We start from the raw sequence: 24,475 nt of genomic DNA on the forward strand, positions 1-24,475 counted from the left end.
AGGTTTTCAACGATGCCGTTACGGACCCTTGAGACCTGGCCCCACGGCGCAATCATGCTGGACGCAGAGCACACGCGTTTTGCGTTGTGGGCGCCGGATGCGTTTTACGTCAGTGTCGAACTGGAAAATGGACAATCCTTGCCGCTGTTGCCCCAGGCTAACGGCTGGTTCGTGATCAAGACTCGCTGCCCCGCGGGCACCCGCTACCGTTTCAACATCGATGGCGAGCTGGAGGTGCCGGACCCGGCCTCCCGCGCGCAGGCCGGCGACATCGGCAGCCACAGCGTGGTGGTCGATCCGCTGGCCTATCGATGGCAACACAACACCTGGCAGGGCCGGCCATGGAACGAGGCGATCATCTACGAGCTGCACGTCGGTGTGCTCGGCGGGTTCAGTGCCGTCGAGCAACACTTGTCGCGCCTGGTCGAGCTGGGCATCACCGCGATTGAACTGATGCCGCTGGCGCAATTCCCCGGTGAGCGCAATTGGGGCTACGACGGCGTCTTGCCTTACGCGCCCCAGGCGTCCTATGGCACGCCCGAACAACTCAAACACCTGATCGACACCGCCCACGGCCTTGGCCTGGCGGTGATTCTCGACGTGGTCTACAACCACTTCGGCCCGGACGGCAATTACCTGCACCACTACGCCAAGGGCTTTTTCCGCGAAGACAAGCACACCCCTTGGGGCGCGGCCATTGATTTCCGTCAGCGTGAAGTGCGGGACTTCTTCATCGACAACGCGTTGATGTGGTTGCTGGAGTATCGCTTCGACGGCTTGCGCCTGGACGCGGTGCACGCCATTGAAAGCCCGGACTTCCTTGAAGAGCTGGCGCAGCGCGTTCGCCAGCAAACCGAACCCTCGCGCCATGTGTGGCTGATGGTGGAAAACGAACACAACGAGGCGAGCCTGCTGGAAAAAGGTTTCGATGCGCAGTGGAACGATGACGGCCACAACGCCCTGCATGTGCTGCTGACCGGTGAAACCGACGCCTACTACGCCGATTACGCCGAGCAGCCCACCGAACAACTGGCCCGCTGCCTGAGCCAGGGCTTTGTGTTTCAGGGCCATCTCAACCGTCATGGCACGCCGCGAGGTGAACCCAGTGGTCACTTGCCGCCGACCGCCTTCGTGCTGTTTCTGCAAAACCATGACCAGATCGGCAACCGGGCGTTAGGTGAACGGCTGCACCAACTGACTCCCCCCGATGCGCTCTACGCGGCCACCGCACTGCTGCTGTTGTCGCCGATGATCCCGCTGATGTTCATGGGTGACGAATTCGCCGCGCAGGCGCCGTTTCTGTTTTTCACCAGCCACCACGGTGAACTCGCAGAACTGGTGCGCGAAGGTCGACGCAACGAGTTTGCGGCGTTCAGCGCCTTTGCCGACCCGCACAAACGTGAACAGATTCCAGATCCGAATGCGTCCAAGACCTTCGAAGCGTCGCAACCCAAACTGGGAGCCAGCGCACTGCCGGCCATTCACGATCTGTATCGCCGCCTGTTACAGCTGCGCCATCAGCACCTCATCCCTCGCCTTCCCGGCACCCAGGCATTGGGCGCCGACGTGCTCGGCCACGCTGCAGTGACGGCGCGCTGGCGGCTGGGCGATGGCAGCGAGCTGCGCATTGACCTGAACCTCAGCGACACGCCAGTGGTCCACACCCCACAGGCCGACACAATCTTGCTGTTCGAACACCCGCCCCACTCGGCCGGCCTGTTGCACGAGGGCAAACTCGCCCCGTATTGCGCGCTAGTCAGTCTCACGGCCGCAGCCCCTTTGCTACCCCCGGATGGAGAGCGCCTATGAGCGATGCGCAACTTGAAATACTGGCCAGCCGCGCAGGCCTGGCCGTCGACTGGATCGACGCCAATGGCCGCCCGCAAAAAGTCGGTCCGTCGGTGCTGCGCGCCGTGCTCACCGGCCTCGGCCACCCGGCCGGCAGTGCCCAGGAAATCGACGCGAGCCTGCTGGAACTGCAAGCCGTCCAGCAGACTCACCGCCTGCCACCGCTGTTGACGATCGATGTCGGTGCCGGCCTCGATCTGGCGCGTTACTTTGAGCCCGAAACCCCGTGCGACATTCACCTCGAAGACGGCTCGAAGATGTACCTGAAGCTCGATGCACACGCCGTGCTCCCGGGGCTGATTCCGGTCGGCTACCAGCACGTCAGCATCGACGGACAATCCTTCACCCTGGCGGTGGCGCCCGAGCGCTGCTACAGCGTCGGCGACGCGGTCGACAATCCGATCCCGCGCGCCTGGGGCCTGAGCGTGCAGCTTTACTCCCTGCGACGTGCCGGCGATGGCGGTTTCGGCGATACCCAGGCGCTGGAAGACCTCGCACGAGTGGCAGGTGAACGCGGCGCCGAGGCGTTGGCGATCAGTCCGCTGCACGCCATGTTCGGCAGCGACACGCAGCGCTACAGCCCTTACTCGCCCTCCAGCCGATTGTTTCTCAACAGCCTGTACGCCGCACCCGGTGCGATCCTCGGCGAGCGCGCCATGCGCGCGGCGATTGACGCCACCGGGCTGACCGCAGAACTGCAAGCGCTTGAAGAACGCCCGCTGATTGACTGGCCCGTGGCTGCCCGAGCCAAACACCGCATCTTGCAAGCGCTGTACGAGGGTTTTGTCCACGGTGAACATCCCTTGCACGAAGACTTCAGCAGCTTCCGCCATGCTTCGGGCGAAGCGCTGGAAAATCATTGCCGCTTCGAAGCCCTGCAAGAGACCCGCGCCGCCAAAGGCGAGAGCCTCGACTGGCGCGAGTGGCCTGAGCAATGGCGCGACCCGCGCAGCGCGGCCCTGGCAGAATTCGCTGAAGAGAACGCTGCACGTATCGGTTTCTTCGCCTTCTGCCAATGGCTGATCACCCGTTGCCTGGAGCGCGCGCAAACCGCCGCCCGCAGTGCCGGGATGAGCATCGGCCTGATCGCCGACCTCGCCGTGGGCGCTGACGGCGGTGGCAGTCAGGCCTGGAGCCGCCAGGATGAATTACTTGCCTCGCTGACGGTGGGTGCGCCGCCAGACATCCTCAACCGGACCGGCCAAGGCTGGGGCATCTCTGCGTTTTCGCCCGAAGGCCTGGTGCGCAACGGCTTCCGTGCGTTTATCGAAATGCTCCGGGCCAATTTCGCCCACGCCGGCGGTTTGCGCATCGACCACATCATGGGCCTGCAACGCTTGTGGGTGATTCCCAACGGCGCGCTTCCCCGCGATGGCGCCTACCTGTACTACCCGGTCGACGATCTGCTGCGCTTGCTAACCCTCGAATCTCACCGTCATCAGGCGATTGTGTTGGGCGAAGACCTCGGCACCGTGCCGGATGGCCTGCGGGAAAAACTCAGCGCACGCTCGATCCTCGGCATGCGTGTGCTGCTGTTCGAACAGGACAACGCCCACTTCAAACCGATCCTCGACTGGCCGGACAACGCGCTGGCGACCACCAGCACCCATGACCTGCCGACACTCAATGGCTGGTGGCACGGCCGCGACATCGACTGGAACGCCCGGCTCGGCCTGACCGACGCCAGCGGCGAGATCGAGTGGCGCCAACACCGCGAGCGCGAACGCGAAGGCCTGCGACGGGTGTTGAGCCAGGACCCGCAGAACTTTCGCGAGGAGTCCCACGAAACTGATCAAGTGCTCGACGCCAGCGTGCGTTTCCTCGGGCATACCCGCGCGCCATTGGTGCTGCTGCCGCTCGAAGATGCCTTGGGCATCGAACAGCAAGCCAACCTGCCCGGCACCATCGACACCCATCCCAACTGGTCACGACGCTTGCCCGGCGACAGCGAAGCCCTGCTCGATGACCCGGACGCGGCCCGACGCCTCGAACTGCTCGCCTGCGCGCGGCTTCAGGCGGGCGAGCGTGACCAATGACGGCATCGAATATCCAACCGCTGCGGGCGACCCTGCGGCTGCAATTTCATAAAGGTTTCACCCTCGATCAAGCGGTGCCGCTGGTGCCGTATTTCGCGCAATTAGGCATCAGCCACGTCTATGCCTCGCCGCTGCTGGCCGCCCGCGCCGGTTCGATGCATGGCTATGACGTGGTGGACCCGACCACCGTCAATCCCGAACTGGGTGGCGAAGCCGCACTGCGACGTCTGGTCAGTGCCCTGCGCGAACAGCGGATGGGGCTGATCCTCGACATCGTCTCCAACCACATGGCCGTCGGTGGCGCGGATAACCCCTGGTGGCTGGACTTGCTGGAATGGGGACGCCTGAGTCCGTTCGGCGAGTTTTTCGACATTCAATGGCACTCGCCGGACCCGTTGATGGAAGGTCAGTTGTTGCTGCCGTTCCTCGGCAGCGACTACGGCATTGCCTTGCAGGACGGCACCCTGCCCTTGCGCTTCGATGCGCAGCACGGCAGCTTTTATGTGCAGCATTACGACCACCGTTTCCCGATCTGCCCGATGAACTACGGCGAGTTGCTGCCCACCGAGGTCGAACCGCTGAAGTCGCTCGCGGAGCGCTTCACCACCTTGAGTTACCAGACCGACGCGCACCGCCTCGCGGTGCCGCTGAAAGCCGAACTGCGTGAACTGGCCAGCGATCCGGTGCTGCTCAAGTCCATCGAACAGCACCTCCGCGCTTACGACTCGCTGACACCCGAGGGTTTCCAGCGCCTGCATAACCTGCTCGAGCGCCAGAGTTATCGTCTGGCCAGTTGGCGCACCGCAGCGGATGACATCAACTGGCGGCGTTTTTTCGATATCAATGAACTGGGTGGTTTGCGCGTCGAGCGGCCCGCCGTGTTCGAAGCCACTCACGCGAAAATCTTCAAATTGGTGGCTGAAGGGCTGGTGGACGGTCTGCGCATCGACCACATCGACGGCCTCGCCGATCCCCGTGGTTACTGCCGCAAACTGCGACGCCGGGTCGATAGCCTGTCACCGGGGCGGCACCTGCCGATCTACGTCGAGAAGATCCTTGGCGAAGGCGAAACCCTGCACCGCGACTGGTCGGTGGACGGCACCACCGGTTATGAATTCATGAACCAGTTGTCGCTGTTGCAGCATGATCCGCAAGGCGCACACACCCTGGGCGAGCTCTGGCAGCGTTTCAGCGAACGGCCGTCCGACTTTCAGCAGGAAGCGCAACTGGCGCGGCAGCAGATCCTCAACGGCTCGCTGGCCGGTGATTTCGAAAGCGTTGCCCAGGCCTTGCTGCAAGTGGCCCGCGACGACCTGATGACCCGTGACCTGACCCTTGGTGCGATCCGCCGGGCGTTGCAGGAATTGATCGTGCATTTCCCGGTATACCGGACCTATATCAGTCCTCGTGGCCGCTCCGCCGAAGACGATGTGTTTTTCCAGCAGGCCATGGACGGTGCGCGGCATACCTTGAGCGAAGCCGATTGGCCGGTGCTCGATTGCCTGGCCGGCTGGCTTGGCGGCGAGCCGTGGCGCAAGCGCCCGGTAGGTCGTCAGCGCAAGATGCTCAAGCATGCTTGCGTACGCTTTCAGCAACTGACGTCACCGGCCGCCGCCAAAGCCGTCGAAGACACCGCGTTCTATCGTTCAGCCGTGTTGCTCTCGCGCAATGACGTGGGCTTCAGTACCGAACAGTTCAGCGCCCCGGTGTCGGACTTCCATGCGGTCTGCGCCCAGCGCCTGGCCGAGTTCCCGGACAACCTGCTGGCCACGGCCACCCACGACCACAAACGCGGCGAAGACACCCGCGCACGCCTGGCGGTGTTGAGCGAGCGTAGCGCGTGGTACGCCGAGCAAGTCCCGCTCTGGCGCACACTTGCCCGCCCCCTGCGCGACGACGACCACATGCCGTCGGCGGGCGATGAGTTGATCCTGTATCAGGCGATTCTCGGCAGTTGGCCGTTGACCCTGCACATTGACGATCAACCGGCGCTGGCGGACTACGCCAAACGCCTCTGGCAGTGGCAACAAAAAGCCCTGCGCGAAGCCAAATTGCAAAGTAGCTGGAGCGCGCCGAACGAACCGTACGAACAGGCGATGCAAGCGTTTATCGAGCGGCTGTTTCTGGCCCCCGAAGGTGAGCTGTTGCGCGCAGCCCTCGGTAAAGCGGCGCAGGCCATTGCGCCTTCCGGCGCTATCAACGGCTTGGCGCAAACCTTGCTGCGAATGACCGTGCCGGGGGTGCCGGACCTCTATCAGGGCAACGACTTCTGGGATTTCAGCCTGGTCGATCCGGACAACCGCCGGCCGGTGGATTACGCCAGTCGTGAACGAGCCCTTCAAGCGACACCGCAGGTGCCCGAGCTGTTGTCGAACTGGCGTGACGGGCGCATCAAGCAGACGCTGATTGCCGAGGTGCTGAACCTGCGCGCCGAGCATGCCGAGCTGTTTTCCCGAGGGCGCTGTCAGGCCCTTGAAGTGGTCGGCAGTCAGGCGCATCGGGTGCTGGCATTTGCCCGCGTGCTGGAAGGAAAACGCGCCATCGTGATCGTCCCTATTCGCTGCGCCGAACTGCTGAAAAACAGTGCCCAACCACAGATTGATGCGCCGCTGTGGGGCGATACACGGGTGAAATTACCGTTCGCCTCCTCCGATGAAAATCTGAAGGGACTTTTTTCCAGCGTCGCAGTCACAAAAAACAGGGAGCTGAACATCAGCGCCGCGCTGGGGGTTGTCCCGGTCAATCTCTTTATCCAACTCTTTACCCAAGCTTGAGTTCAGTTCAGGAGCATTGCGATGAGTACCGACGATAAACGCGTTCGCGAATTTGCCTATCAGATCTGGGAATCTGAAGGGAAACCCGAGGGTCAGGAAGCCCGCCACTGGGAGATGGCGCACAAGCTGGCCGAAGCGGAAGCCCTGGCGCCGAAAAAATCACCGAAAGCCACTGGCAGCAAAACCGCTGCCAAGCCTGGAGCAGCCAAGGCCAATGGTGCACTGGACGGCAAAGCCAGCGACGCCAAATCGAAGGCCAAGGTCAAACCCGCAGCGGCGTCGAAAGTGATCCCGCCGGGTGAGAAAGCCGTCGAGAAGAAGCCTCGCGTGGCGAAGAAACCACCGATCACCTGACGCGCCAACCGAATTGTGCTGATCGAAAACGTGGCGAGTTCGCTCGCCACTGAGGGCGCGTTCGCCCTCGAAAAATACCCGATTCTTTCTTGCAGGAGCATTTATGACCACGCCAAAAAAATCCGCGCCAGAACCTCACGCCGAGGCATCGCGAATCCGAGAAGGCTTGCCCTTCCCGCTGGGCGCAACCTGGGATGGTCTGGGGGTCAACTTTGCCTTGTTTTCCGCCAATGCCACTCGAGTCGAACTGTGCATCTTCGACGACGCCGGCGAAGTGGAACTGGAACGGATCGAACTGCCCGAATACACCGACGAGATCTACCACGGCTACTTGCCTGACGCCCATCCGGGGCTGATCTACGGTTATCGCGTCTACGGCCCCTACGACCCGGCCAACGGTCACCGTTTCAACCCGAACAAATTGCTGATCGACCCTTACGCCAAACAATTGGTCGGCCAGTTGAAATGGTCCGAAGCGCTGTTCGGCTACACCATCGGCCACCCCGACGCCGACCTCAGTTTCGATGAACGCGACAGCGCGCCTTTCGTGCCCAAATGCAAAGTCATCGACCCGGCGCACACCTGGGGCCACGACCATCGCGTCAGCGTGCCGTGGGACAAAACCATCATTTACGAAACCCACGTGCGCGGCATCAGCATGCGTCACCCTTCCGTCCCCGAGAACGTGCGCGGCACCTTCGCCGGGTTGATGGTCGATGACGTGCTGGAACACATCCGCAAGCTCGGGGTGTCATCGGTTGAATTGCTGCCGATCCACGCGTTCGTCAATGACCAGCACTTGCTGCACAAGGGCATGACCAATTATTGGGGCTACAACAGCATCGCCTTTTTTGCCCCGGACCCGCGTTATCTGGCCAGCGGCAAGATTGCCGAGTTCAAGGAAATGGTTGCGCACCTGCACGAAGCCAACCTGGAAGTGATCCTCGACGTGGTCTACAACCACACCGCCGAGGGCAACGAACAGGGGCCGACCCTGTCCATGCGCGGCATCGACAATGCCTCGTACTACCGCTTGATGCCCGACGACAAACGCTTCTACATCAACGATTCCGGGACCGGCAACACCCTGGACCTGAGCCATCCGTGCGTCCTGCAAATGGTCACTGACTCCTTGCGCTACTGGGCGACGGAAATGCACGTCGACGGTTTCCGCTTTGACCTGGCGACCATTCTCGGCCGCTACCACGACGGTTTCGATGAGCGTCACAGCTTCCTCGTGGCCTGCCGGCAGGACCCGGTGCTGCGCCAGGTGAAGATGATTGCCGAGCCATGGGATTGCGGTCCCGGTGGTTATCAGGTCGGCAACTTCCCGCCGGGTTGGGTGGAATGGAACGACAAGTTCCGCGACACCGTGCGCGCGTTCTGGAAAGGTGACGACGGCCAACTCGCCGATTTCGCCAGCCGCATGACCGCCTCCGGTGAGATGTTCAACCAGCGCGGCCGTCGCCCTTATGCCTCGTTGAATTTCATCACCGCCCACGACGGTTTCACCCTCAACGACCTGGTGTCGTACAACGACAAGCACAACGAAGCCAACGACGAGAACAATCAGGACGGCAGCAATAACAACCTGTCGTGGAACCACGGCGTCGAAGGCCCGACCGACGATCCCGAGATCAACGAGTTGCGCCAGCGGCAAATGCGCAACTTCTTTGCCACGCTGCTGCTGTCCCAAGGCACGCCGATGCTGGTGGCCGGCGACGAATTCGCCCGCACTCAGGAAGGCAACAACAACGCCTATTGCCAGGACAGCGAGATCGGCTGGGTCAACTGGGACTTCAGTGAGGACGGCAAGGCCCTGCTCAAGTTCGTCAAACGACTGATCAAGTTGCGCCTGGCGTACCCGATCCTGCGTCGCGGACGCTTCCTGGTGGGCAATTACAACGAAGACATCGGGGTCAAGGACGTGACCTGGCTCGCGCCGGACGGCAGTGAAATGTCCCAGGAGCAATGGAATGAGGCCCACGGTCGTTGCCTCGGTATCTTGCTCGATGGCCGCGCCCAGGAAACCGGGATCCGCCGTAAGGGTGCCGACGCGACGTTGTTGCTGGTGGTCAACGCGCACCACGACATCGTCAATTTCACCTTGCCGGAAGTGCCGGACGGCGGGTTCTGGACTTGCATGATCGACACCAATCAACCGTCGATTCGCGGGCAGGAACGCTTTGAAATCGGCCACGAATATTCGGTGACCGGCCGTTCGCTGCTGCTGTTCGAATTGCAGCATGAGGAAGAAGAGTGAAATGGACCTTCAGGCGTTTCTGGCTCGCCAACCCGCGGATTACGCTGACACTCAGGCGTTAGGTCGTTGCCTGCGGGCGCTGGTGGAAGCGGGACTGGATCAGCTGCCACTGCCGGGCAGTGGCCGGACGCTGGAGCGTTTTCAGCGATTGGCCGAGGTCGGCGGGCATGATCTGGGGTTGTGCAAACTGTACGAAGGCCACACCGATGCACTGGCAATCATCGCGCAACTCGGTGGCGAGCCCACACCCGACAGCACCTGGGGCATGTGGGCCGCCGAACCGCCGAATGCACGGGTGCGGATCAGTCAACAAGGTTTGAAGGGGCGCAAAGCCTGGTGCTCGGGTGCGGCGGTGTTGAGCCATGCCTTGCTTACCGCGTGGGATGAAAACGACTGTCAGCAATTGGTCGCGGTGGCACTGGATCAACCCCGCGTCAGCGTGACGGATCAAGGCTGGCAAGCCGTCGGCATGGGCGCCACCGGCAGCGTCGAAGTGCTGTTCGATAATGCTGAAGCTCACCTCATTGGCCAACCCGGCGACTACTTGCAACGGCCGGGTTTCTGGCAAGGCGGAATCGGCATTGCCGCCTGTTGGTACGGCGCCGCACACAGCATCGCCGAACGCCTGCGCACTCACTGCGCGCAACGCGAAGAACCCCATGCTCTCGCCCACTTCGGCGCGGTCGACAGCGCTCTTTTCGCCGCCGCACAGGTGTTGCGCGCCAGCGCAATGAGCATCGATGCCTCGCCGCTGGAAAACGCCGAATTGCTCGCTCGCCGTGCCCGGGCGGTGGTTGAACAGGCCGCTGAACTAGTGATCCTCCACGTCGGCCACGCCCTCGGCGCCGGGCCTTATTGCAAGGACCGGCAGTTCGCCCGACTGATCGCGGACCTGCCGGTATTCCTGCGTCAAAGTCATGCCGAGCGGGACCTCGCCGCGCTCGGTAAACAAGCTATTGAAGGGACATGGACGTTATGAAAACCAACCCCATCGTCGGCCAGGGCACGCCCCTGCAACTGTGGCAAACCTCCCGTCATCTGGCGCAACTGCCGGTGATCGACATCCTCAGCCTGGTGCCCGAGGGCGCCCGCGCGGTGATCATCGCGCCGCACCCGGATGACGAAGTGCTGGGCTGCGGTGGTTTCCTGCAGGTGCTTGCGGCGGCGGGTCGGGCGCTGCAATTGATTTCGGTCACCGATGGCAGCGCCAGTCATCCCGGTTCGACACGCTGGCCGGTGGAGCGTCTGAGCGCCGTTCGCCCGCAAGAATCGGCTGAAGCGCTGCGCCGTCTCGGTTTGCCGCTGCACCAGTTGAAATGGCTGCGCGGCGGTTTCAGTGACAGCCAGGTGGCCGCGCGCGAATCCGAGTTGAGCGCGTTCATCGAACAGCATCTGCGCCCCAACGACGTGGTGTTCACCACGTGGCGCGAAGACGGCCATTGCGATCATGAAGCCGTCGGGCGAGCCAGTGCCACTGCCGCCAGCCGCGTCGGTGCGACCCTGCATGAACTGCCCGTGTGGACCTGGCACTGGGCAACGCCGGAAGACGCGTTCGTGCCGTGGCACCGGGCACGCAAAATCCTCCTGACGCCGCCGCTGATCGCACGCAAGCGCCATGCGATTCACGCCTTTGCCAGCCAGTTGGAAGGAGACCCGCACATCGGCTTGCCGCCCGTGTTGGCGCCCTATGTGCTGGACCGCCTGTTGCAGCCGTTCGAGGTGGTGTTTCTATGAGTGTCGACGATCGTTATTTCGACGGTTTGTTTGCCGGTAACGATGATCCGTGGGCGTTTCGTCAACGCTGGTACGAGCAGCGCAAACGCGCCATCACCCTCGCCGCCCTGCCGCGCCCGCATTACCGCGCGATCTTTGAGCCCGGCTGCGCCAATGGTGAACTGAGCTTTGAACTGGCCAGCCGTTGCGATCGCCTGCTGTGCTGCGACACCGCCGCCGCAGCCGTTGTGTTGGCGCGCACCCGCCTCGGCCCGTTTGATCATGCCGAAGTGCGCCACTCACGCTTGCCTGCGGATTGGCCGGAAGAAAAATTCGACCTGATCGTGCTCAGTGAAATCGGTTACTACCTCGATGCCGAAGACTTGAAACGCCTGATCCAACGGGCCGAACAGTCACTCACCGCCGACGGCCAACTGCTGGCCTGTCACTGGCGCCCGCCCATCGACGGCTGCCCCTTGAACGCGCGCCAAGTGCATGACTTGCTTCACGAACACCTTCCGCTGGCGCGTCTGGTGTTGCATCAGGAAGCGGATTTCCTGCTGGAGCTATGGAGCCGCGAACCGCGCTCCGTGGCCTCACTTGAGGGCTTGCGATGATTGGCATTCTGATCCCCGCGCATAACGAAGAAGACTTGCTCGCCGACTGCCTGCAAGCCGCCCTGTGCGCCGCGCAACATGAGTTGCTGCGCGGTGAAAGCGTCGCAGTGCTGGTGGTGCTCGACAGTTGCACCGACCGATCTGGGGAGATTGTCCAGCGCTACCCGGTCCACAGCCTGAGCATCGAGGCCCGCAACGTCGGCCAGGCACGCGCAGTCGGGGCAAGTTTTCTGCTGGCATTGGGGGTGCGCTGGATCTCCTGCTCCGACGCCGACAGTCGTGTCGCGCAGGACTGGCTGGTGGCGCAGTTGTCGCTGGATGCGGACGCGGTGTGCGGCACGGTCACGGTCGATGCGTGGCACGAATCATTCGATGAGTCGGCGCAGATTCGCTATCACCAGCATTACCAGGCACGCGACGGCCACCGGCACATTCACGGCGCCAACCTGGGCATCAGTGCCGACGCCTATCGGCGCGCCGGCGGATTCGAACCGCTGACCTGTCATGAAGACGTGCAACTGGTGCGACAACTGGAGCGCTGCGGCGCAAAAATTGCCTGGAGTCATCGCCCGCAAGTGCTCACCAGCGCCCGTCTGGACAGTCGCGCGCGGGGTGGTTTCGGCGACTACTTACACGATCTGGCACAGATCGATTAAAAAAAAACCGGCTTAGTCGGAACCGTTACGCGACGAATAGGATTACTTGAGCAATACTCAGCACGCGACAATCCAGGGTACGGAGAAGTCGCACATTGCTATCAAACAGAACAAGGACGTAGCCCCGATGAAATCCGTCTCCATCATCGACAGCAGCCAGCCAGCACAAATCTGGAACAGCGCGCTGCAACTGGACAACATCCCCGTCATCAACACCCAGACCCTGGTTCCCCCCGGCGCACGCGCCGTGGTGATCGCGCCGCATCCCGGCGATGAAGTGGTCACCTGTGGCGGCCTGCTGCAGTTGCTCTCGACCCTCGGTCATCCCCTGCAATTGATTTCGGTCACCGATGGCAGTGCCACTCAACCCGGTTCGCAGCAATGGTCCGAGAAACGCCTGAGCGTGTTTCGCGGCCAGGAAAGCGTCGAAGCGTTGCGCCGGCTCGGCTTGCCGATGCACAGCCTGAAATGGATTCGGGGTGGCTTCACTGATTTCGTCCTCGCTGAACACGAGACGCAACTGACCCGGTTCATCGCCCGCTACCTGCGTCCCGGTGACGTGGTGTTCAGCACCTGGCGCGAAGACGGTACACCCGACCACGACGCCGTCGGCCGTGCCAGCGCCGCGGCGGCGAGCATGGTCGGTGCGACATTCCATGAACTGCCAATATGGGCCTGGCACTGGCCGGCTCGCGATCAGGCGCTGATGCCCTGGCACCGGGCCCGCAAAGTCCGCCTCGACACCTGGACCGTCGCGCGCAAAAGCCACGCCACCCACGCCTACGCCAGCCAGCTCGACGGCGAACCCGCCTTGGGCATTGCACCGCTGCTACCCCGGGTGATCCTGGACCGCATGCGCTTGCCCTATGAAATCGTCTTCATCTGAATCCAACACAATCCAATGTGGGAGCGAGCCTGCTCGCGAAAGCGGTGTGTCAGTCGACAAGTATTTTGACTGACACACCGCTTTCGCGAGCAGGCTCGCTCCCACAGTTGTTCGGTGGTGAACACACTTTCGCTGATTGCCACTGAACTGCCTGCCGCCGCATCAGTCGCATGCATAAGTAGCCAACATTCAGAGGAGCCAACGTGACCAGCGATTCCGAGCAGCGGGCCACCCTCAAGCCGTCCCCGGCGATTCATCGCCTGAGGGTGCTGACGGTCAATACTCACAAGGGCTTCACCGCCCTCAACCGGCGTTTCATCCTCCCGGAGCTGCGCGAGGCGGTTCGCAGTACGTCGGCGGATCTTGTGTTCCTGCAAGAAGTGGTCGGCGAACACGATCGGCACTCTTCCCGTTATTACAACTGGCCGCAGACCTCGCAATACGAATTCCTCGCCGACAGCATGTGGAGCGATTTCGCCTATGGCCGCAATGCGGTCTACCCCGACGGCCACCACGGCAATGCCCTGCTGTCGAAATACCCGATCCGCGAGTTTCGTAACCTGGATGTCTCGATCACCGGCCCCGAAAGGCGCGGGTTATTGCACTGCGTGTTGGAGGTGCCGGGGCACGCTGAAGTGCATGCGATTTGCGTACACCTGAGCCTGCTGGAAAGTCATCGTCAGTTGCAATTGCAGCTCCTCTGCCAACTGCTCGAATCCCTGCCCGACGATGCCCCGGTGATCATTGCCGGTGATTTCAACGACTGGCAGCTGCAAGGCAATGCCGCCCTCGCCCGTCGCGACTACCTGCACGAAGCGTTCGAACGCCATAACGGGCGACCGGCGAAAACCTATCCCGCGCGTTTTCCGTTGCTGCGCCTGGACCGGATTTACCTGCGTAACGCCAGCAGCCATGAACCGCGAATCCTCGGCAATAAACCCTGGACGCACCTGTCGGATCACTTGCCGCTGGCGGTGGAGGTACACCTCTAGCAACCGAGTAGAAGCTCTGATTCGCAGTTTTTTTGACGTTTTATCGAACAAACAAGCGCTTAGATCTGCGCCGTAAATCAGTCACTTGCAACACTTAAAATACCCATACCATTTATCGGCCATTTTCTTGACGCGCTGTCAACGGTCTTCTTAGCTACACCTTACTACCCCCGAAGTACCATCAGGGGGCAACCCCCTCAGACACCCGCCAATCCGGGCGCCCAGCGGCTTGCCCTCAATCCATTCGGCCGCCCCTCATTCGGGGTAGGAGAGACGCCACAGCGAGATACCGCATGCGATTGCAAGGTAGACCCCCATGAAGACTTCATTCACCCAACAAGAGATAAAAGTCACTTTTTGCACTGTCTCGAGCTCTATCCTGCTGTGCTCGACCCTCGAAACCCAGGCGGCACCCGCGGAGGAAGAAACCCTTCCATGGTATCGCCAGGATGTACCGGTTCTCACCTTGCCAACCTCGCACCTCACCTCGTTCTATCCCGGCGTCTTCGGCTCCGCGTCCGATAGTCGAAGTTCACGTCTGACCATCGAAGACGAAGCCCCCTCGACCTGGGATCAGGTCTACGGCAAGCCGTCGCGGCAGGCGCAGACCGACTTTCTGTCACAGGGTTCTTCGATCCCGGGCAGCACTGAATTCAAAGGGCCGGCGATCCTCACCCTGCAGAGCGGCAGTGGCCATACCCAGCAGGTCGGACTGATCGGCGGCACCACCCGGTTACAAGGCAACAGCAACGGCTTGTTGACCAGTCCAGCCCTGGCCGACCCCGACAACGACACCCTCAACCTTCAAGGCCAGAGCCTCGGTGCATATTGGAGCTTGACGGGCCCACAAGGCTGGCACGTGGATTTGACCGCCAGCGGCGGCCGGGTCAACGGCTTCAGCCGAAATGACCAGGGCGCACGGCAGGCAACGGAAGGCAGTGCGATGACGTTGTCGGTGGAAGGCGGCTTTCCGATTGGCCTGAGCGAGAACTGGGTAGTCGAACCCCAAGCGCAGTTGATCAATCAACGCATCACACTGGATACGCCGTATGCCGGCTCAGGGAACGCGTCATCCAGCGACCTGACGTCCTGGAGCGGCCGGGTCGGTGCGCGATTGAAAGGTAGTTACGACATCAATGGCCTGGGCGTCGAACCCTACGTGCGGACCAACTTGTGGCACACCGTGTACACCGGCAATACCGTGACCCTCGACCAGGTCGACAAGATCAGCAGCAGCCGCAATTCATCGACGGTTGAAGTGGGGTTGGGGTTGGTAGCGAGGGTTACGCCGGCGGTGAGTTTGTACGTCAGTGCGGATTACAGCAGTGACGTGGATGACAATGATTTGAACGGGTTAATCGGGAGTCTGGGGGTGCGGATGCGGTGGTGAGCGACAGGCATCAAGAGAGGCTTTGTCAGCGCTGACGCCTTCGCGAGCAGGCTCGCTCCCACAGTGGTTTTGCATACGACACAAATCCAGTGTGGGAGCGAGCCTGCTCGCGAAGGGAGCGACTCGGTGTCAGATCAGCCCTCAGGTCGCAAGATCAACACCGCCAGCGGCGGCAAATTCAACACCAGCGACAATGCCTGGCCATGGCTCGGCTCCTCTTCGGTAAACACCCCGCCGCTGTTGCCATAGTTGGAACCGGCATACATCGCCGCATCACTGTTGATCACCTCGGTCCAGCGCCCGGCAAACGGTACGCCGACGCGATAACCCTCACGCGGCACCGGGGTAAAGTTGGCCACCACCAGCACCGGCCGGCCCTCCTTGCTCCAGCGCAGCCACGCGTAGACGCTGTTGATCGCATCGTCGCCGATCATCCACTGGAAGCCTTGCGGCGCATCGTCCTGCTCATGCAGCGCCGGCTCTTCGCGGTACAGCCGATTGAGGTCGCCGACCAGTTTCTGCACCCCTTTGTGTTCGGGGTATTGCAGCAAATACCAGTCGAGTTGCTGATCGTGGTTCCACTCGCGCCACTGGCCGAATTCGCAGCCCATGAACAACAGCTTCTTGCCCGGATGCGTCCACATGAAGCTCAAGTAGGCGCGCAAATTGGCAAACTTCTGCCAGCGGTCGCCGGGCATTTTGTCGATCAGCGAATGCTTGCCGTGAACCACTTCATCGTGGGATATCGGCAAGATGAAACGCTCGGACCAGGCATACACCAGGCCAAAACTAAGTTCGTTATGGTGATGGGCGCGGTACACCGGGTCCTGCTGGATGTAATGCAGCGAATCGTGCATCCAGCCCATGTTCCATTTATAGGCAAAGCCCAGGCCGCCCTGTTGCGTGCTTTGGCTGACACCCGGCCACGCGGTGGATTCTTCGGCGATGACCAGCGCACCCGGCGCTTCCAGCGCGACCACGTCGTTGAGGTGGCGCAAGAAGTCGATGGCTTCGAGGTTTTCCCGACCGCCATGGCGGTTCGGCACCCATTCGCCAGCCTTGCGCGAATAGTCGCGATAAAGCATCGAGGCGACCGCATCGACACGCAGGCCATCGACGTGAAAATGCTTGAGCCAGTGCAGCCCGGAAGCCAGCATGTAACCGTGCACTTCGGTGCGGCCGAGGTTGTAGATCAGGGTGTCCCAGTCCTGATGAAAACCTTCCTGCGGGTTGCCGTATTCATACAACGCTGTGCCGTCGAATTGCGCCAGGCCGTGGGTATCGGTCGGAAAATGCGCCGGTACCCAATCGAGAATCACGCCGATTTCCGCCTGGTGGCAGGCGTTGACGAACGCGGCAAAGTCATCCGGAGAACCGTAACGGGCGCTGGGGGCGAATTGCGACAGCAGTTGATAACCCCACGAGCCGCCGAATGGATGCTCCATGATCGGCATCAGCTCGATATGGGTGAACCCCAAGTCCTTCACATAAGGAATCAGCCGCTCACCCAACTCGTGCCAGGTGTACTGGCGGGCGACTTCGCCCAGATCGTCGAGCTCACACTGCCAGGAGCCGGCATGCAGTTCGTAGATCGACAGCGGCGCCGTCGCTCGCTGACGCTCAGCACGCGACTCCATCCACGCCTGATCCTGCCAGTCGATGTTCAGCGGCGAGGCGACTTTCGAGGCCGTGTCTGGCGGCAAGGTAGTGGCCAGCGCCATCGGGTCAGCCTTGAGCGGCAATATGCCGTGGCTGCCGAGGATTTCGTATTTGTACGCCTCACCCGCTCGCAGGCGCGGGATGAACAACTCCCAGACCCCGGTCGGATGGCGCAGACGCATGGGATGGCGGCGACCGTCCCAGTTGTTGAAATCACCCACCACCGACACGCGCTTGGCGTTGGGCGCCCACACGGCGAAACGCACGCCGTCGACACCGTCAACCGTCTGCAACTGCGCGCCGAGGCAACTGCTCAGGTCGCGGTGATTGCCTTCGGCGAACAGGTACAAATCCATCTCGCCAAGCAATGGGCCGAAGCTGTAGGGGTCTTCACTGACTTGCTCGCCGCCGGCCCAACGGGTGCGCAGCAGGTACGCCTGGGCCCGATCGAAATGCCCGACAAACAGCCCCGGTGTCTGGGTGGCCTCAAGGTTGCCGAGTTCTTCCCCGGAGTCCCTGGCCAACACTTGCACGCTCAAGGCGTCCGGCAGATAGGCACGAATGAATTGCCCACCGGCGCCATCGCCATGGGGGCCGAGAATTGCAAAGGGGTCGTGATGTTCGGCGCGTACCAGCGCGTCGATGTCCCGCGATCTGGGCAGTAACGCCTCTTTAGCGTGACCCTGTTCCTTGTTCGAGAAACTCATGACTACTCTCCACCAAGATCGGAAAAGGGTTTAAGCCCACTCAATAATCCATACAAGCCGTGCAACGGCACCGGCAGCCAAGTGGGTCGATTTTCGGCCTCATACGCCACTTCATAGGCCGCCTTCTCCAGACCGAACAACGCCAGCGCGGCGTCCTCGCCTTCCGGATCTTGCCACGCATGAGCAAGACTAGCTGCCGCCAGCCGATAAGCGTCGACAAATGCCTGTTTTGCTTCAATCAGGTAACGCTCGGCGACCCGTTGGCGCGCGCCCTGAGCTTCGGCCGTGTTGTCGACGTTGTGCACATTGATCGTCATCGCAGCGGCGTAATCGAACGAACGCAACACACCGCTGACGTCTTTGTACGGACTGTGCTTGCCCCGTCGCTCACGCAACGGCCGCGCCGGCTCACCCTCGAAGTCGATCAGGTAGGCATCGCCCTTGATCACCAGCACCTGGCCCAGGTGCAAGTCGCCGTGGACGCGGATGCGCAAGCCACCGACGGCTTTCTTGCCCAGTTCCTGGACATGGCTGAGGATGGCTTTTTTCTCGTCCAGTAAACGACTGACCAAAGCCTGATCCGCCGGGTTCAGTTGATTTTGATGCTGCTTGAGCAACTTGAGCGCGTGTTCCAGCTGCGCCGCCACGTCCTTGGCCGAGGCCAGCGCCTCTTTCGAAGTAGTCACCTGCGGCGCGAAGTCCTTGTCTTTGGTCGGCGCCGCCAGGACCTGGTGCATTTCTCCCAGGCGCTGGCCGAGCATGCCGGCGAAATCCTTCAGCTCACCGAGCGCGTTGTAGTGCTGTTCCTGCTCGGAGATCGCGTCAGCCAACTCATCACGCAGCGCGCGTTCAAGGTTGTTTTGGGTCCATTCCCAGGCATCGCCCTGATTGCTCAGATAACCCTGGGCGATCATCAACAAGGTGTCCTCGCCGTGTTCGTCGCGGCGCACCACCGAGCCCAGCAGTGGCGAGATGTTCTGGAACCCGGCATTGGTCAGGTACGCGCTCATTTCCAGTTCCGGGTGCACGCCCGAGGCGAGTTTGCGGATCAGTTTGAGCACCAGGCTGTTGCCGATCACCACCGAACTGTTGGATTGCTCGGCCGAGAGATAGCGTATGGGCGACTCTTGCGTCAGCCCGAGTTTCGCCAGTTCCGCGGTCGGTTCAAAGCGGATGTCACCCTCGCTCGACGACAACACCGTGTCGTTCTGCATGCCATGCAACACGGCATGGATAAAGGGTTCGAGGCTGAAGGCGTCGGTAATCAAACCCACCTGACGCCCACGTCGCACCCGCGACAATGCCAGCTGTTGAGGCAGTGCGGCGCCGACCTGATCTTCGGGAATAAAACCGAATGGCAACTGGTAGCGGTGGGTCTGGCCGGCGCTGGAGACTTCGATTTCGCTCAACAGCACCGGGTGCAACGGATCGCCGAAGCGCACGCCATAAGCCAGGTTGACCTGTTCGATGGCTGCGTCCTTGCCGGCAAACCAGCGGCGATTCTGCAGCCAGTTCGGCAGAATGCCTTGCTCCAATGTGCCGCGAGACGGCGTTTCGAGCAGTTCTTCCATGCGTTTCTTCAACACCAGCGTGGTGAAGTCCGGCAGGCTTTGGGCCGGTTCCACGTGCCAGCTCGGCATCTGGTTTTCCGCCGCGAGCCCGAACCAATAGAAACCGTACGGCGCCAGGGTCAGGAGGAAATTCAATTGGCCAATCGGCGGGAACGCGTTACCGCCGAGCATCTCCACTGGCACCATGCCGACGTACGCCGACAGGTCGAGTTCCGCCGCCTGGGCACTGCGCGAGACGTTGGCCACGCAGAGGATGATTTCGTGCTTGCCATCCTCGCCGGTGAATTCACGGGTGTAGGCCAGAATCCGCCGGTTGCTCGGCGAAAGCATTTTCAGCGTACCGCGCCCGAAAGCCTTGGACTGTTTGCGCACGGCGAGCATGCGTCGGGTCCAGTTGAGCAGCGAATGCGGATCGCCGGCCTGGGTTTCGACGTTGACCGACAGGTAGCCGTATTGCGGGTCCATGATCGGTGGCAACACCAGGCTCGCCGGGTCGGCGCGGGAGAACCCGCCGTTACGGTCAATCGACCACTGCATCGGCGTGCGCACGCCATCGCGGTCGCCGAGGTAGATGTTGTCGCCCATGCCGATTTCATCGCCGTAATACAGGGTCGGCGTGCCGGGCATCGACAGCAGCAGGCTGTTAAGCAGCTCCACGCGACGACGATCTCGCTCTACCAATGGCGCCAGACGACGGCGGATGCCCAGGTTGATCCGCGCCCGACGGTCGGCTGCGTAGTAATTCCACAGGTAGTCGCGCTCCTTGTCGGTGACCATTTCCAGGGTCAGCTCATCGTGGTTACGCAGGAAAATTGCCCACTGACAGTTGGCGGGGATCTCCGGCGTCTGGCGCAGGATGTCGGTAATCGGGAAGCGATCTTCCTGAGCCAGCGCCATGTACATACGCGGCATCAACGGGAAGTGAAAGGCCATGTGGCATTCGTCGCCGTTCAAGCCCTTGGCGTCGGTGTCGCCGAAGTACAGTTGCGTGTCTTCCGGCCATTGATTGGCCTCGGCCAGCAGCATGCGGTCCGGGTAGTTGGCATCGATCTCGGCGCGGATCTGCTTGAGGACGTCGTGGGTCTCGGGGAGGTTTTCGTTGTTGGTGCCGTCCCGTTCGATCAGGTACGGAATGGCGTCCAGGCGCAGGCCGTCGATGCCCATGTCGAGCCAATAGCGCATCACCGAAAGCACGGCTTTCATGACTTGCGGGTTATCGAAGTTCAGGTCCGGCTGGTGGGAGTAGAAACGGTGCCAGAAGTATTGGCCGGCGACCGGGTCCCAGGTCCAGTTGGATTTCTCGGTGTCGAGAAAGATGATGCGGGTGCCGTCGTATTTGTGGTCGTCATCGGACCAGACGTAGAAGTCCCGCGCCGCCGAGCCGGGTTTGGCCTTGCGGGCGCGCTGGAACCAGGCGTGCTGATCCGAGGTGTGGTTGATGACCAGTTCGGTAATCACCCGCAAGCCACGTTCATGGGCTTCGGAGATGAAACGCTTGGCATCGGCCATCGTGCCGTAGTCGGCGTGGACACCCCGGTACTCGGCGATGTCGTAGCCATCATCGCGGCGAGGCGAGGGGTAGAACGGCAACAGCCAGATGGTGTTGACGCCCAGGTCGGCGATGTAGTCGAGTTTGGCGATCAGGCCGGGAAAGTCGCCGATCCCGTCGTTGTTGGAGTCGAAAAATGATTTGACGTGAACCTGGTAGATCACCGCGTCCTTGTACCAGAGCGGGTCCTTGATGAAGGTGGCTGCCTTGGGTTTCTTCGCCATTTGAAACTCCTGTTGAAATCGAAAAAGCCGCTGAGCCCAAACACAATGATTACCTGTGGGAGCGAGCCTGCTCGCGAAGAGGCCGGTACATCCGATCCATCTTTGGCGATTGGCTCACCACTTTCGCGAGCAGGCTCGCTCCCACAGGTTCTGCGTGTTAGGTGGTTATTCGCCAGATGCCGAACGGCTGATACGCCGGGTCGATGCGCATGAACTGGTACTTGCCATACCAGGTCCAGCGATGCCCGTTCATCAAGTCTTCGCCCTGGGTGATGGCGTCGTCGGGCAAACCCATTTCCCACAGCGGCAATTCAAAATTGGCTTCCTGAACGTTATGCGGATCGAGACTCACCGCCACCAGAATGAAATTGCTGCCGTCCGCGCTGCGCTTGCCGAAATACAGAATGTTGTCGTTCCACGCGTTGTAGACCTTCAGGCCAAGGTGCGTATGCAGCGCCGGGTTCTGCCGGCGGATGCGGTTGAGCTGCGCGATCTCGGCAATGATGTTGCCCGGCGCGTTGAAGTCCCGTGGACGAATCTCGTACTTCTCGGAGTCGAGGTATTCCTCTTTGCCCGGGATCGGTGCTGATTCACACAACTCGAAACCCGAATACATGCCCCACAGCCCAGAGCCCATGGTCGCCAGCGCCGCACGGATCAAAAAACCGGCGCGCCCGGACTCATGCAGGAAGGCCGGATTGATGTCCGGTGTATTGACGAAGAAGTTCGGCCGGTAACATTCACGCCACGGCGATTCGTTCAGCTCGGTGAAGTACGTCGCCAGCTCATGCTTGGTGTTGCGCCAGGTGAAATAGGTGTAGCTCTGCGAATAACCGACCTTGCCCAGCCGCGCCATCATTGCCGGCGTGGTAAAGGCTTCCGCGAGGAAGATCACTTCGGGGTACAACGCGCGCACATCGGCGATCAGCCATTGCCAGAATGGCAGCGGTTTGGTGTGCGGGTTGTCGACGCGAAAGATCTTCACGCCCTCCTCGACCCAGCCGACCACGATGTCGCGCAGTTCGACCCACAGGCTTGGAATCGCCTCGGTCGCATAGAAGTCGACGTTGACGATGTCCTGGTATTTTTTCGGCGGGTTCTCGGCGTATTTGATCGTGCCGTCCGGCCGCCAGTTGAACCAGCCCGGGTGCTGCTGCAGCCATGGGTGGTCCTGGGAACACTGAATCGCAAAGTCGAGGGCGATTTCCAGTCCGTAGTCCGCCGCCGTGGCGACCAGTCGGCGGAAGTCCTCGCGGGTGCCCAGCTCTGAATGAATCGCCTCGTGCCCGCCCTCTTCGCTGCCAATCGCGTAGGGGCTGCCGGGGTCGTCGGGACCGGCCGTCAGGGAATTGTTTGGGCCTTTACGGAAACTGCGACCGATCGGGTGGATCGGCGGAAAGTACAGAACGTCGAAGCCCATGTCCTGAATCATCGGCAGCCGCGAGTGCACATCATTGAAGGTGCCGTGACGGGCCGGATCGTCGGTGATCGAGCGCGGAAACAACTCATACCAACTGGCGAACTGCGCCAGCTCCCGTTCGACATCCAGCGGGTACTCGGGGCTAAGGCTCACATAGGCACGATGATCGGCCTGGGCCATCAGCTCGGCGCTACGTTGGTGCAGAAACAACGCCACCTGCTCGTTTTCGAGCAGGCCGGACAATTCGTGATGCAGCGCCGCCAGTTGTTCGCTCAACTCGCCTTCGCTACGTTCGGCGGCCTGCTGGACCTGAGTACGACCTTCCTGCAACTCAAGGCTGACCGGGACTCGCGCCGCGTGCTTCTTTTCCAGCTCATAGCAGAAGCTGGCGAATTGATCGATCCAGGCTTCGATGCAGAACAGATAGCGGCCCTGACGCTCGACGCGGAACTGGCCTTGCCAGCCGTTATTGCCCAGGTCCGCCATGACTGCGCTTTGCCAGACCTCGTCGCCTTCGGCACGCCAGCGCACTCGCACGGCCAGTTTGTCGTGACCGTCGGCAAACACTTTGCTGGTCACCACCACGTCCTGGCCGACCACGGCCTTGACGGCGAACTGTCCGCCATCAAGGCTCGGCTGGGTATTTTCAATGGCGATTCGCGGCAGTAATAAAGCCTGCGACAGCGGCATATGAGGGTTGTAGTTCAGCTCTGTCGGTTTTTCAGCAGTCATCGAGCATCTCTCCTTTACGCCCCATGGACGCTCTTGTAGCGGGTGTTCCCTGATTTGATTCACTTAGGTTGGGAGCCACCGGCGGCGATAAAAGTTCAGAGGGAATTGCCCTGGCGTTTTGCGGGGAATCAATTCCCGCGTCAGGAGGTCAATCCACTTAAGCACGACTTACGCCATGTGCCACTGGAGGCTTGAACAATGAGTATTCCAATCCCTGCCGAAACGCCTGACCCAAACATCGACAGCCCGGTCATTCCACCGACCGAGCCGCAACCCGTGCCTGAGCAGGACCCGCCCGGCACTCAACCGCCACCTCGGGAAGAACCACCGAGCACCATGCCGCCGGTGATTGTGCAGCCCTAGTGTTACCACCGCTTTGGTTTCTCCCTCGCTTTGCGTGGGAGCGCCAAAGCAAAAGATGAATAGAGACAACTTATCGCTGAATTTTCTGTTTAGCGACGCGAAGTCTTCTTAAAATATCTACCGTTCGTCGGACAACTTGGCGGATGAAAAAAAACAATAAGACTGACCCTACAAACATTCGAGAAAAATACTACATCCATCCTCAGACTATTCATCGCAACCACTTAAACAAAACCTAATCTATTTCCCGCCGACAACACTGCCAGCAACGAAATCCAACACCGTGAGACTGCAAATCTTATCGTTTGCTACGCAATCTCATAAAGTACGTATCTTTAACCTCATGCGTAGGAATGATTACTTCTTGTAGTCGGAGTATTTCCACACCAAAAAAATGTCTAACTTGCATTCCAAGCTACAAAAAACTAAACCTTTAACGTCACTTACTTAAAAGTGACCTCCTTCCAAATTGGAGTAACAAAATGAAAGACGAAAACATGATCGAAATCCTACTTAGTTTTAAACATGAGTTTGGCGAAAACTCGACCCCTCATATAGCTGGTGGTTCTGGAGGGGCAGGTGGATGCGGAGGAAGTGGTGGTTGCGGCGGTGGCGGTGGTTGCAGTGGTGGTTCAGGTGGTTCAGGTGGATCCGGCGGTAACGCTGTTACACGGAATATCGACGGATCACTCATTGAACAATAAATTTATCGCAAGTTGAT

General features: G+C 61.0%; 17 protein-coding genes. 14 read left to right on the top strand and 3 right to left on the bottom strand.

All coding sequences use genetic code 11. From position 1 onward, the window contains the following. The first annotated feature begins 12 nt into the window (after positions 1-12). From treZ to AC07N8_RS00235, 12 genes are all read left to right on the top strand, one after another. Positions 13-1,809 carry a malto-oligosyltrehalose trehalohydrolase gene (gene treZ, locus AC07N8_RS00180; protein WP_493144722.1) on the top strand — a complete coding sequence of 599 codons (1,797 nt, stop codon included), beginning with the start codon at positions 13-15 and terminating at the stop codon, positions 1,807-1,809. Then, on the top strand, positions 1,806-3,884 hold the full coding sequence (gene malQ, locus AC07N8_RS00185) for a 4-alpha-glucanotransferase (RefSeq protein ID WP_493144724.1): 2,079 nt from the start codon (positions 1,806-1,808) through the stop codon (positions 3,882-3,884). Before treZ ends, malQ begins: the two co-directional genes overlap by 4 nt. Then, positions 3,881-6,658: a malto-oligosyltrehalose synthase gene (locus tag AC07N8_RS00190; protein WP_493144726.1), complete on the top strand. Its 2,778-nt coding sequence runs from the start codon at positions 3,881-3,883 to the stop codon at positions 6,656-6,658. Before malQ ends, AC07N8_RS00190 begins: the two co-directional genes overlap by 4 nt. Before the next feature lie 21 nt (positions 6,659-6,679). Then, on the top strand, positions 6,680-7,012 hold the full coding sequence (locus AC07N8_RS00195) for a DUF2934 domain-containing protein (protein ID WP_493144728.1): 333 nt from the start codon (positions 6,680-6,682) through the stop codon (positions 7,010-7,012). A gap of 103 nt (positions 7,013-7,115) precedes the next feature. Continuing rightward, positions 7,116-9,275, top strand: a complete 2,160-nt coding sequence (gene glgX / locus AC07N8_RS00200) for a glycogen debranching protein GlgX (RefSeq protein WP_483842119.1) — start codon at positions 7,116-7,118, stop codon at positions 9,273-9,275. Position 9,276: 1 nt separating this feature from the next. Continuing rightward, positions 9,277-10,254: an acyl-CoA dehydrogenase family protein gene (locus AC07N8_RS00205; RefSeq protein WP_493144855.1), complete on the top strand. Its 978-nt coding sequence runs from the start codon at positions 9,277-9,279 to the stop codon at positions 10,252-10,254. Further along, positions 10,251-11,009, top strand: a complete 759-nt coding sequence (locus AC07N8_RS00210; RefSeq protein ID WP_493144730.1) for a PIG-L deacetylase family protein — start codon at positions 10,251-10,253, stop codon at positions 11,007-11,009. Before AC07N8_RS00205 ends, AC07N8_RS00210 begins: the two co-directional genes overlap by 4 nt. After that, positions 11,006-11,605, top strand: coding sequence for an SAM-dependent methyltransferase (locus AC07N8_RS00215; RefSeq protein ID WP_483842121.1), 600 nt, complete (start codon positions 11,006-11,008; stop codon positions 11,603-11,605). The genes AC07N8_RS00210 and AC07N8_RS00215 overlap by 4 nt, the downstream gene beginning before the upstream one ends. Continuing rightward, a complete protein-coding gene (locus AC07N8_RS00220) occupies positions 11,602-12,261 on the top strand; it encodes a glycosyltransferase family 2 protein (RefSeq protein WP_483842122.1) in 660 nt (219 codons plus the stop codon). Before AC07N8_RS00215 ends, AC07N8_RS00220 begins: the two co-directional genes overlap by 4 nt. 127 nt (positions 12,262-12,388) lie before the next feature. After that, positions 12,389-13,147 carry a PIG-L deacetylase family protein gene (locus AC07N8_RS00225; protein WP_483842123.1) on the top strand — a complete coding sequence of 253 codons (759 nt, stop codon included), beginning with the start codon at positions 12,389-12,391 and terminating at the stop codon, positions 13,145-13,147. Positions 13,148-13,350: 203 nt separating this feature from the next. Continuing rightward, positions 13,351-14,139, top strand: a complete 789-nt coding sequence (locus AC07N8_RS00230) for an endonuclease/exonuclease/phosphatase family protein (RefSeq protein ID WP_483842124.1) — start codon at positions 13,351-13,353, stop codon at positions 14,137-14,139. A gap of 316 nt (positions 14,140-14,455) precedes the next feature. Continuing rightward, positions 14,456-15,529 (top strand): autotransporter domain-containing protein, encoded by a 1,074-nt coding sequence (locus tag AC07N8_RS00235; RefSeq protein WP_483842125.1) that lies wholly within the window; start codon positions 14,456-14,458, stop codon positions 15,527-15,529. 134 nt (positions 15,530-15,663) lie between these two features. Here the strand turns inward: AC07N8_RS00235 and glgB are convergent, their stop codons facing one another. The 3 genes from glgB to AC07N8_RS00250 form a co-directional block, all read right to left on the bottom strand. Next, entirely contained in the window at positions 15,664-17,895 is a 2,232-nt protein-coding gene (glgB, locus tag AC07N8_RS00240; protein ID WP_493144734.1) for a 1,4-alpha-glucan branching protein GlgB, read from the bottom strand. Between the two features lie 2 nt (positions 17,896-17,897). Continuing rightward, complete coding sequence (gene treS / locus AC07N8_RS00245; protein ID WP_493144736.1) at positions 17,898-21,239, bottom strand: maltose alpha-D-glucosyltransferase; 3,342 nt, start codon at positions 21,237-21,239, stop codon at positions 17,898-17,900. 157 nt (positions 21,240-21,396) lie between these two features. After that, positions 21,397-23,391 (bottom strand): alpha-1,4-glucan--maltose-1-phosphate maltosyltransferase, encoded by a 1,995-nt coding sequence (locus AC07N8_RS00250; protein ID WP_493144738.1) that lies wholly within the window; start codon positions 23,389-23,391, stop codon positions 21,397-21,399. A gap of 198 nt (positions 23,392-23,589) precedes the next feature. On the opposite strand from AC07N8_RS00250, the gene AC07N8_RS00255 reads away from it, so the two are divergent. Then, positions 23,590-23,754, top strand: coding sequence for a hypothetical protein (locus AC07N8_RS00255; protein WP_493144740.1), 165 nt, complete (start codon positions 23,590-23,592; stop codon positions 23,752-23,754). Positions 23,755-24,236: 482 nt separating this feature from the next. Then, a complete protein-coding gene (locus AC07N8_RS00260) occupies positions 24,237-24,458 on the top strand; it encodes a hypothetical protein (protein WP_493144742.1) in 222 nt (73 codons plus the stop codon). Positions 24,459-24,475 lie beyond the last annotated feature (17 nt).

Source organism: Pseudomonas sp. GW821-FHT10C09 (assembly GCF_059415465.1).

Coding starts and splice junctions, on each gene's coding strand:
- AC07N8_RS00210 (WP_493144730.1), top strand. CDS start 10,251: ATGAAAACCAACCCCATCGTCGGCCAGGGCACGCCCCTGCAACTGTGG.
- AC07N8_RS00260 (WP_493144742.1), top strand. CDS start 24,237: ATGAAAGACGAAAACATGATCGAAATCCTACTTAGTTTTAAACATGAG.
- AC07N8_RS00195 (WP_493144728.1), top strand. CDS start 6,680: ATGAGTACCGACGATAAACGCGTTCGCGAATTTGCCTATCAGATCTGG.
- treZ (WP_493144722.1), top strand. CDS start 13: ATGCCGTTACGGACCCTTGAGACCTGGCCCCACGGCGCAATCATGCTG.
- malQ (WP_493144724.1), top strand. CDS start 1,806: ATGAGCGATGCGCAACTTGAAATACTGGCCAGCCGCGCAGGCCTGGCC.
- AC07N8_RS00255 (WP_493144740.1), top strand. CDS start 23,590: ATGAGTATTCCAATCCCTGCCGAAACGCCTGACCCAAACATCGACAGC.
- AC07N8_RS00220 (WP_483842122.1), top strand. CDS start 11,602: ATGATTGGCATTCTGATCCCCGCGCATAACGAAGAAGACTTGCTCGCC.
- AC07N8_RS00190 (WP_493144726.1), top strand. CDS start 3,881: ATGACGGCATCGAATATCCAACCGCTGCGGGCGACCCTGCGGCTGCAA.
- glgX (WP_483842119.1), top strand. CDS start 7,116: ATGACCACGCCAAAAAAATCCGCGCCAGAACCTCACGCCGAGGCATCG.
- AC07N8_RS00215 (WP_483842121.1), top strand. CDS start 11,006: ATGAGTGTCGACGATCGTTATTTCGACGGTTTGTTTGCCGGTAACGAT.
- AC07N8_RS00250 (WP_493144738.1), bottom strand. CDS start 23,391: ATGACTGCTGAAAAACCGACAGAGCTGAACTACAACCCTCATATGCCG.
- AC07N8_RS00235 (WP_483842125.1), top strand. CDS start 14,456: ATGAAGACTTCATTCACCCAACAAGAGATAAAAGTCACTTTTTGCACT.
- glgB (WP_493144734.1), bottom strand. CDS start 17,895: ATGAGTTTCTCGAACAAGGAACAGGGTCACGCTAAAGAGGCGTTACTG.
- AC07N8_RS00205 (WP_493144855.1), top strand. CDS start 9,277: ATGGACCTTCAGGCGTTTCTGGCTCGCCAACCCGCGGATTACGCTGAC.
- treS (WP_493144736.1), bottom strand. CDS start 21,239: ATGGCGAAGAAACCCAAGGCAGCCACCTTCATCAAGGACCCGCTCTGG.
- AC07N8_RS00225 (WP_483842123.1), top strand. CDS start 12,389: ATGAAATCCGTCTCCATCATCGACAGCAGCCAGCCAGCACAAATCTGG.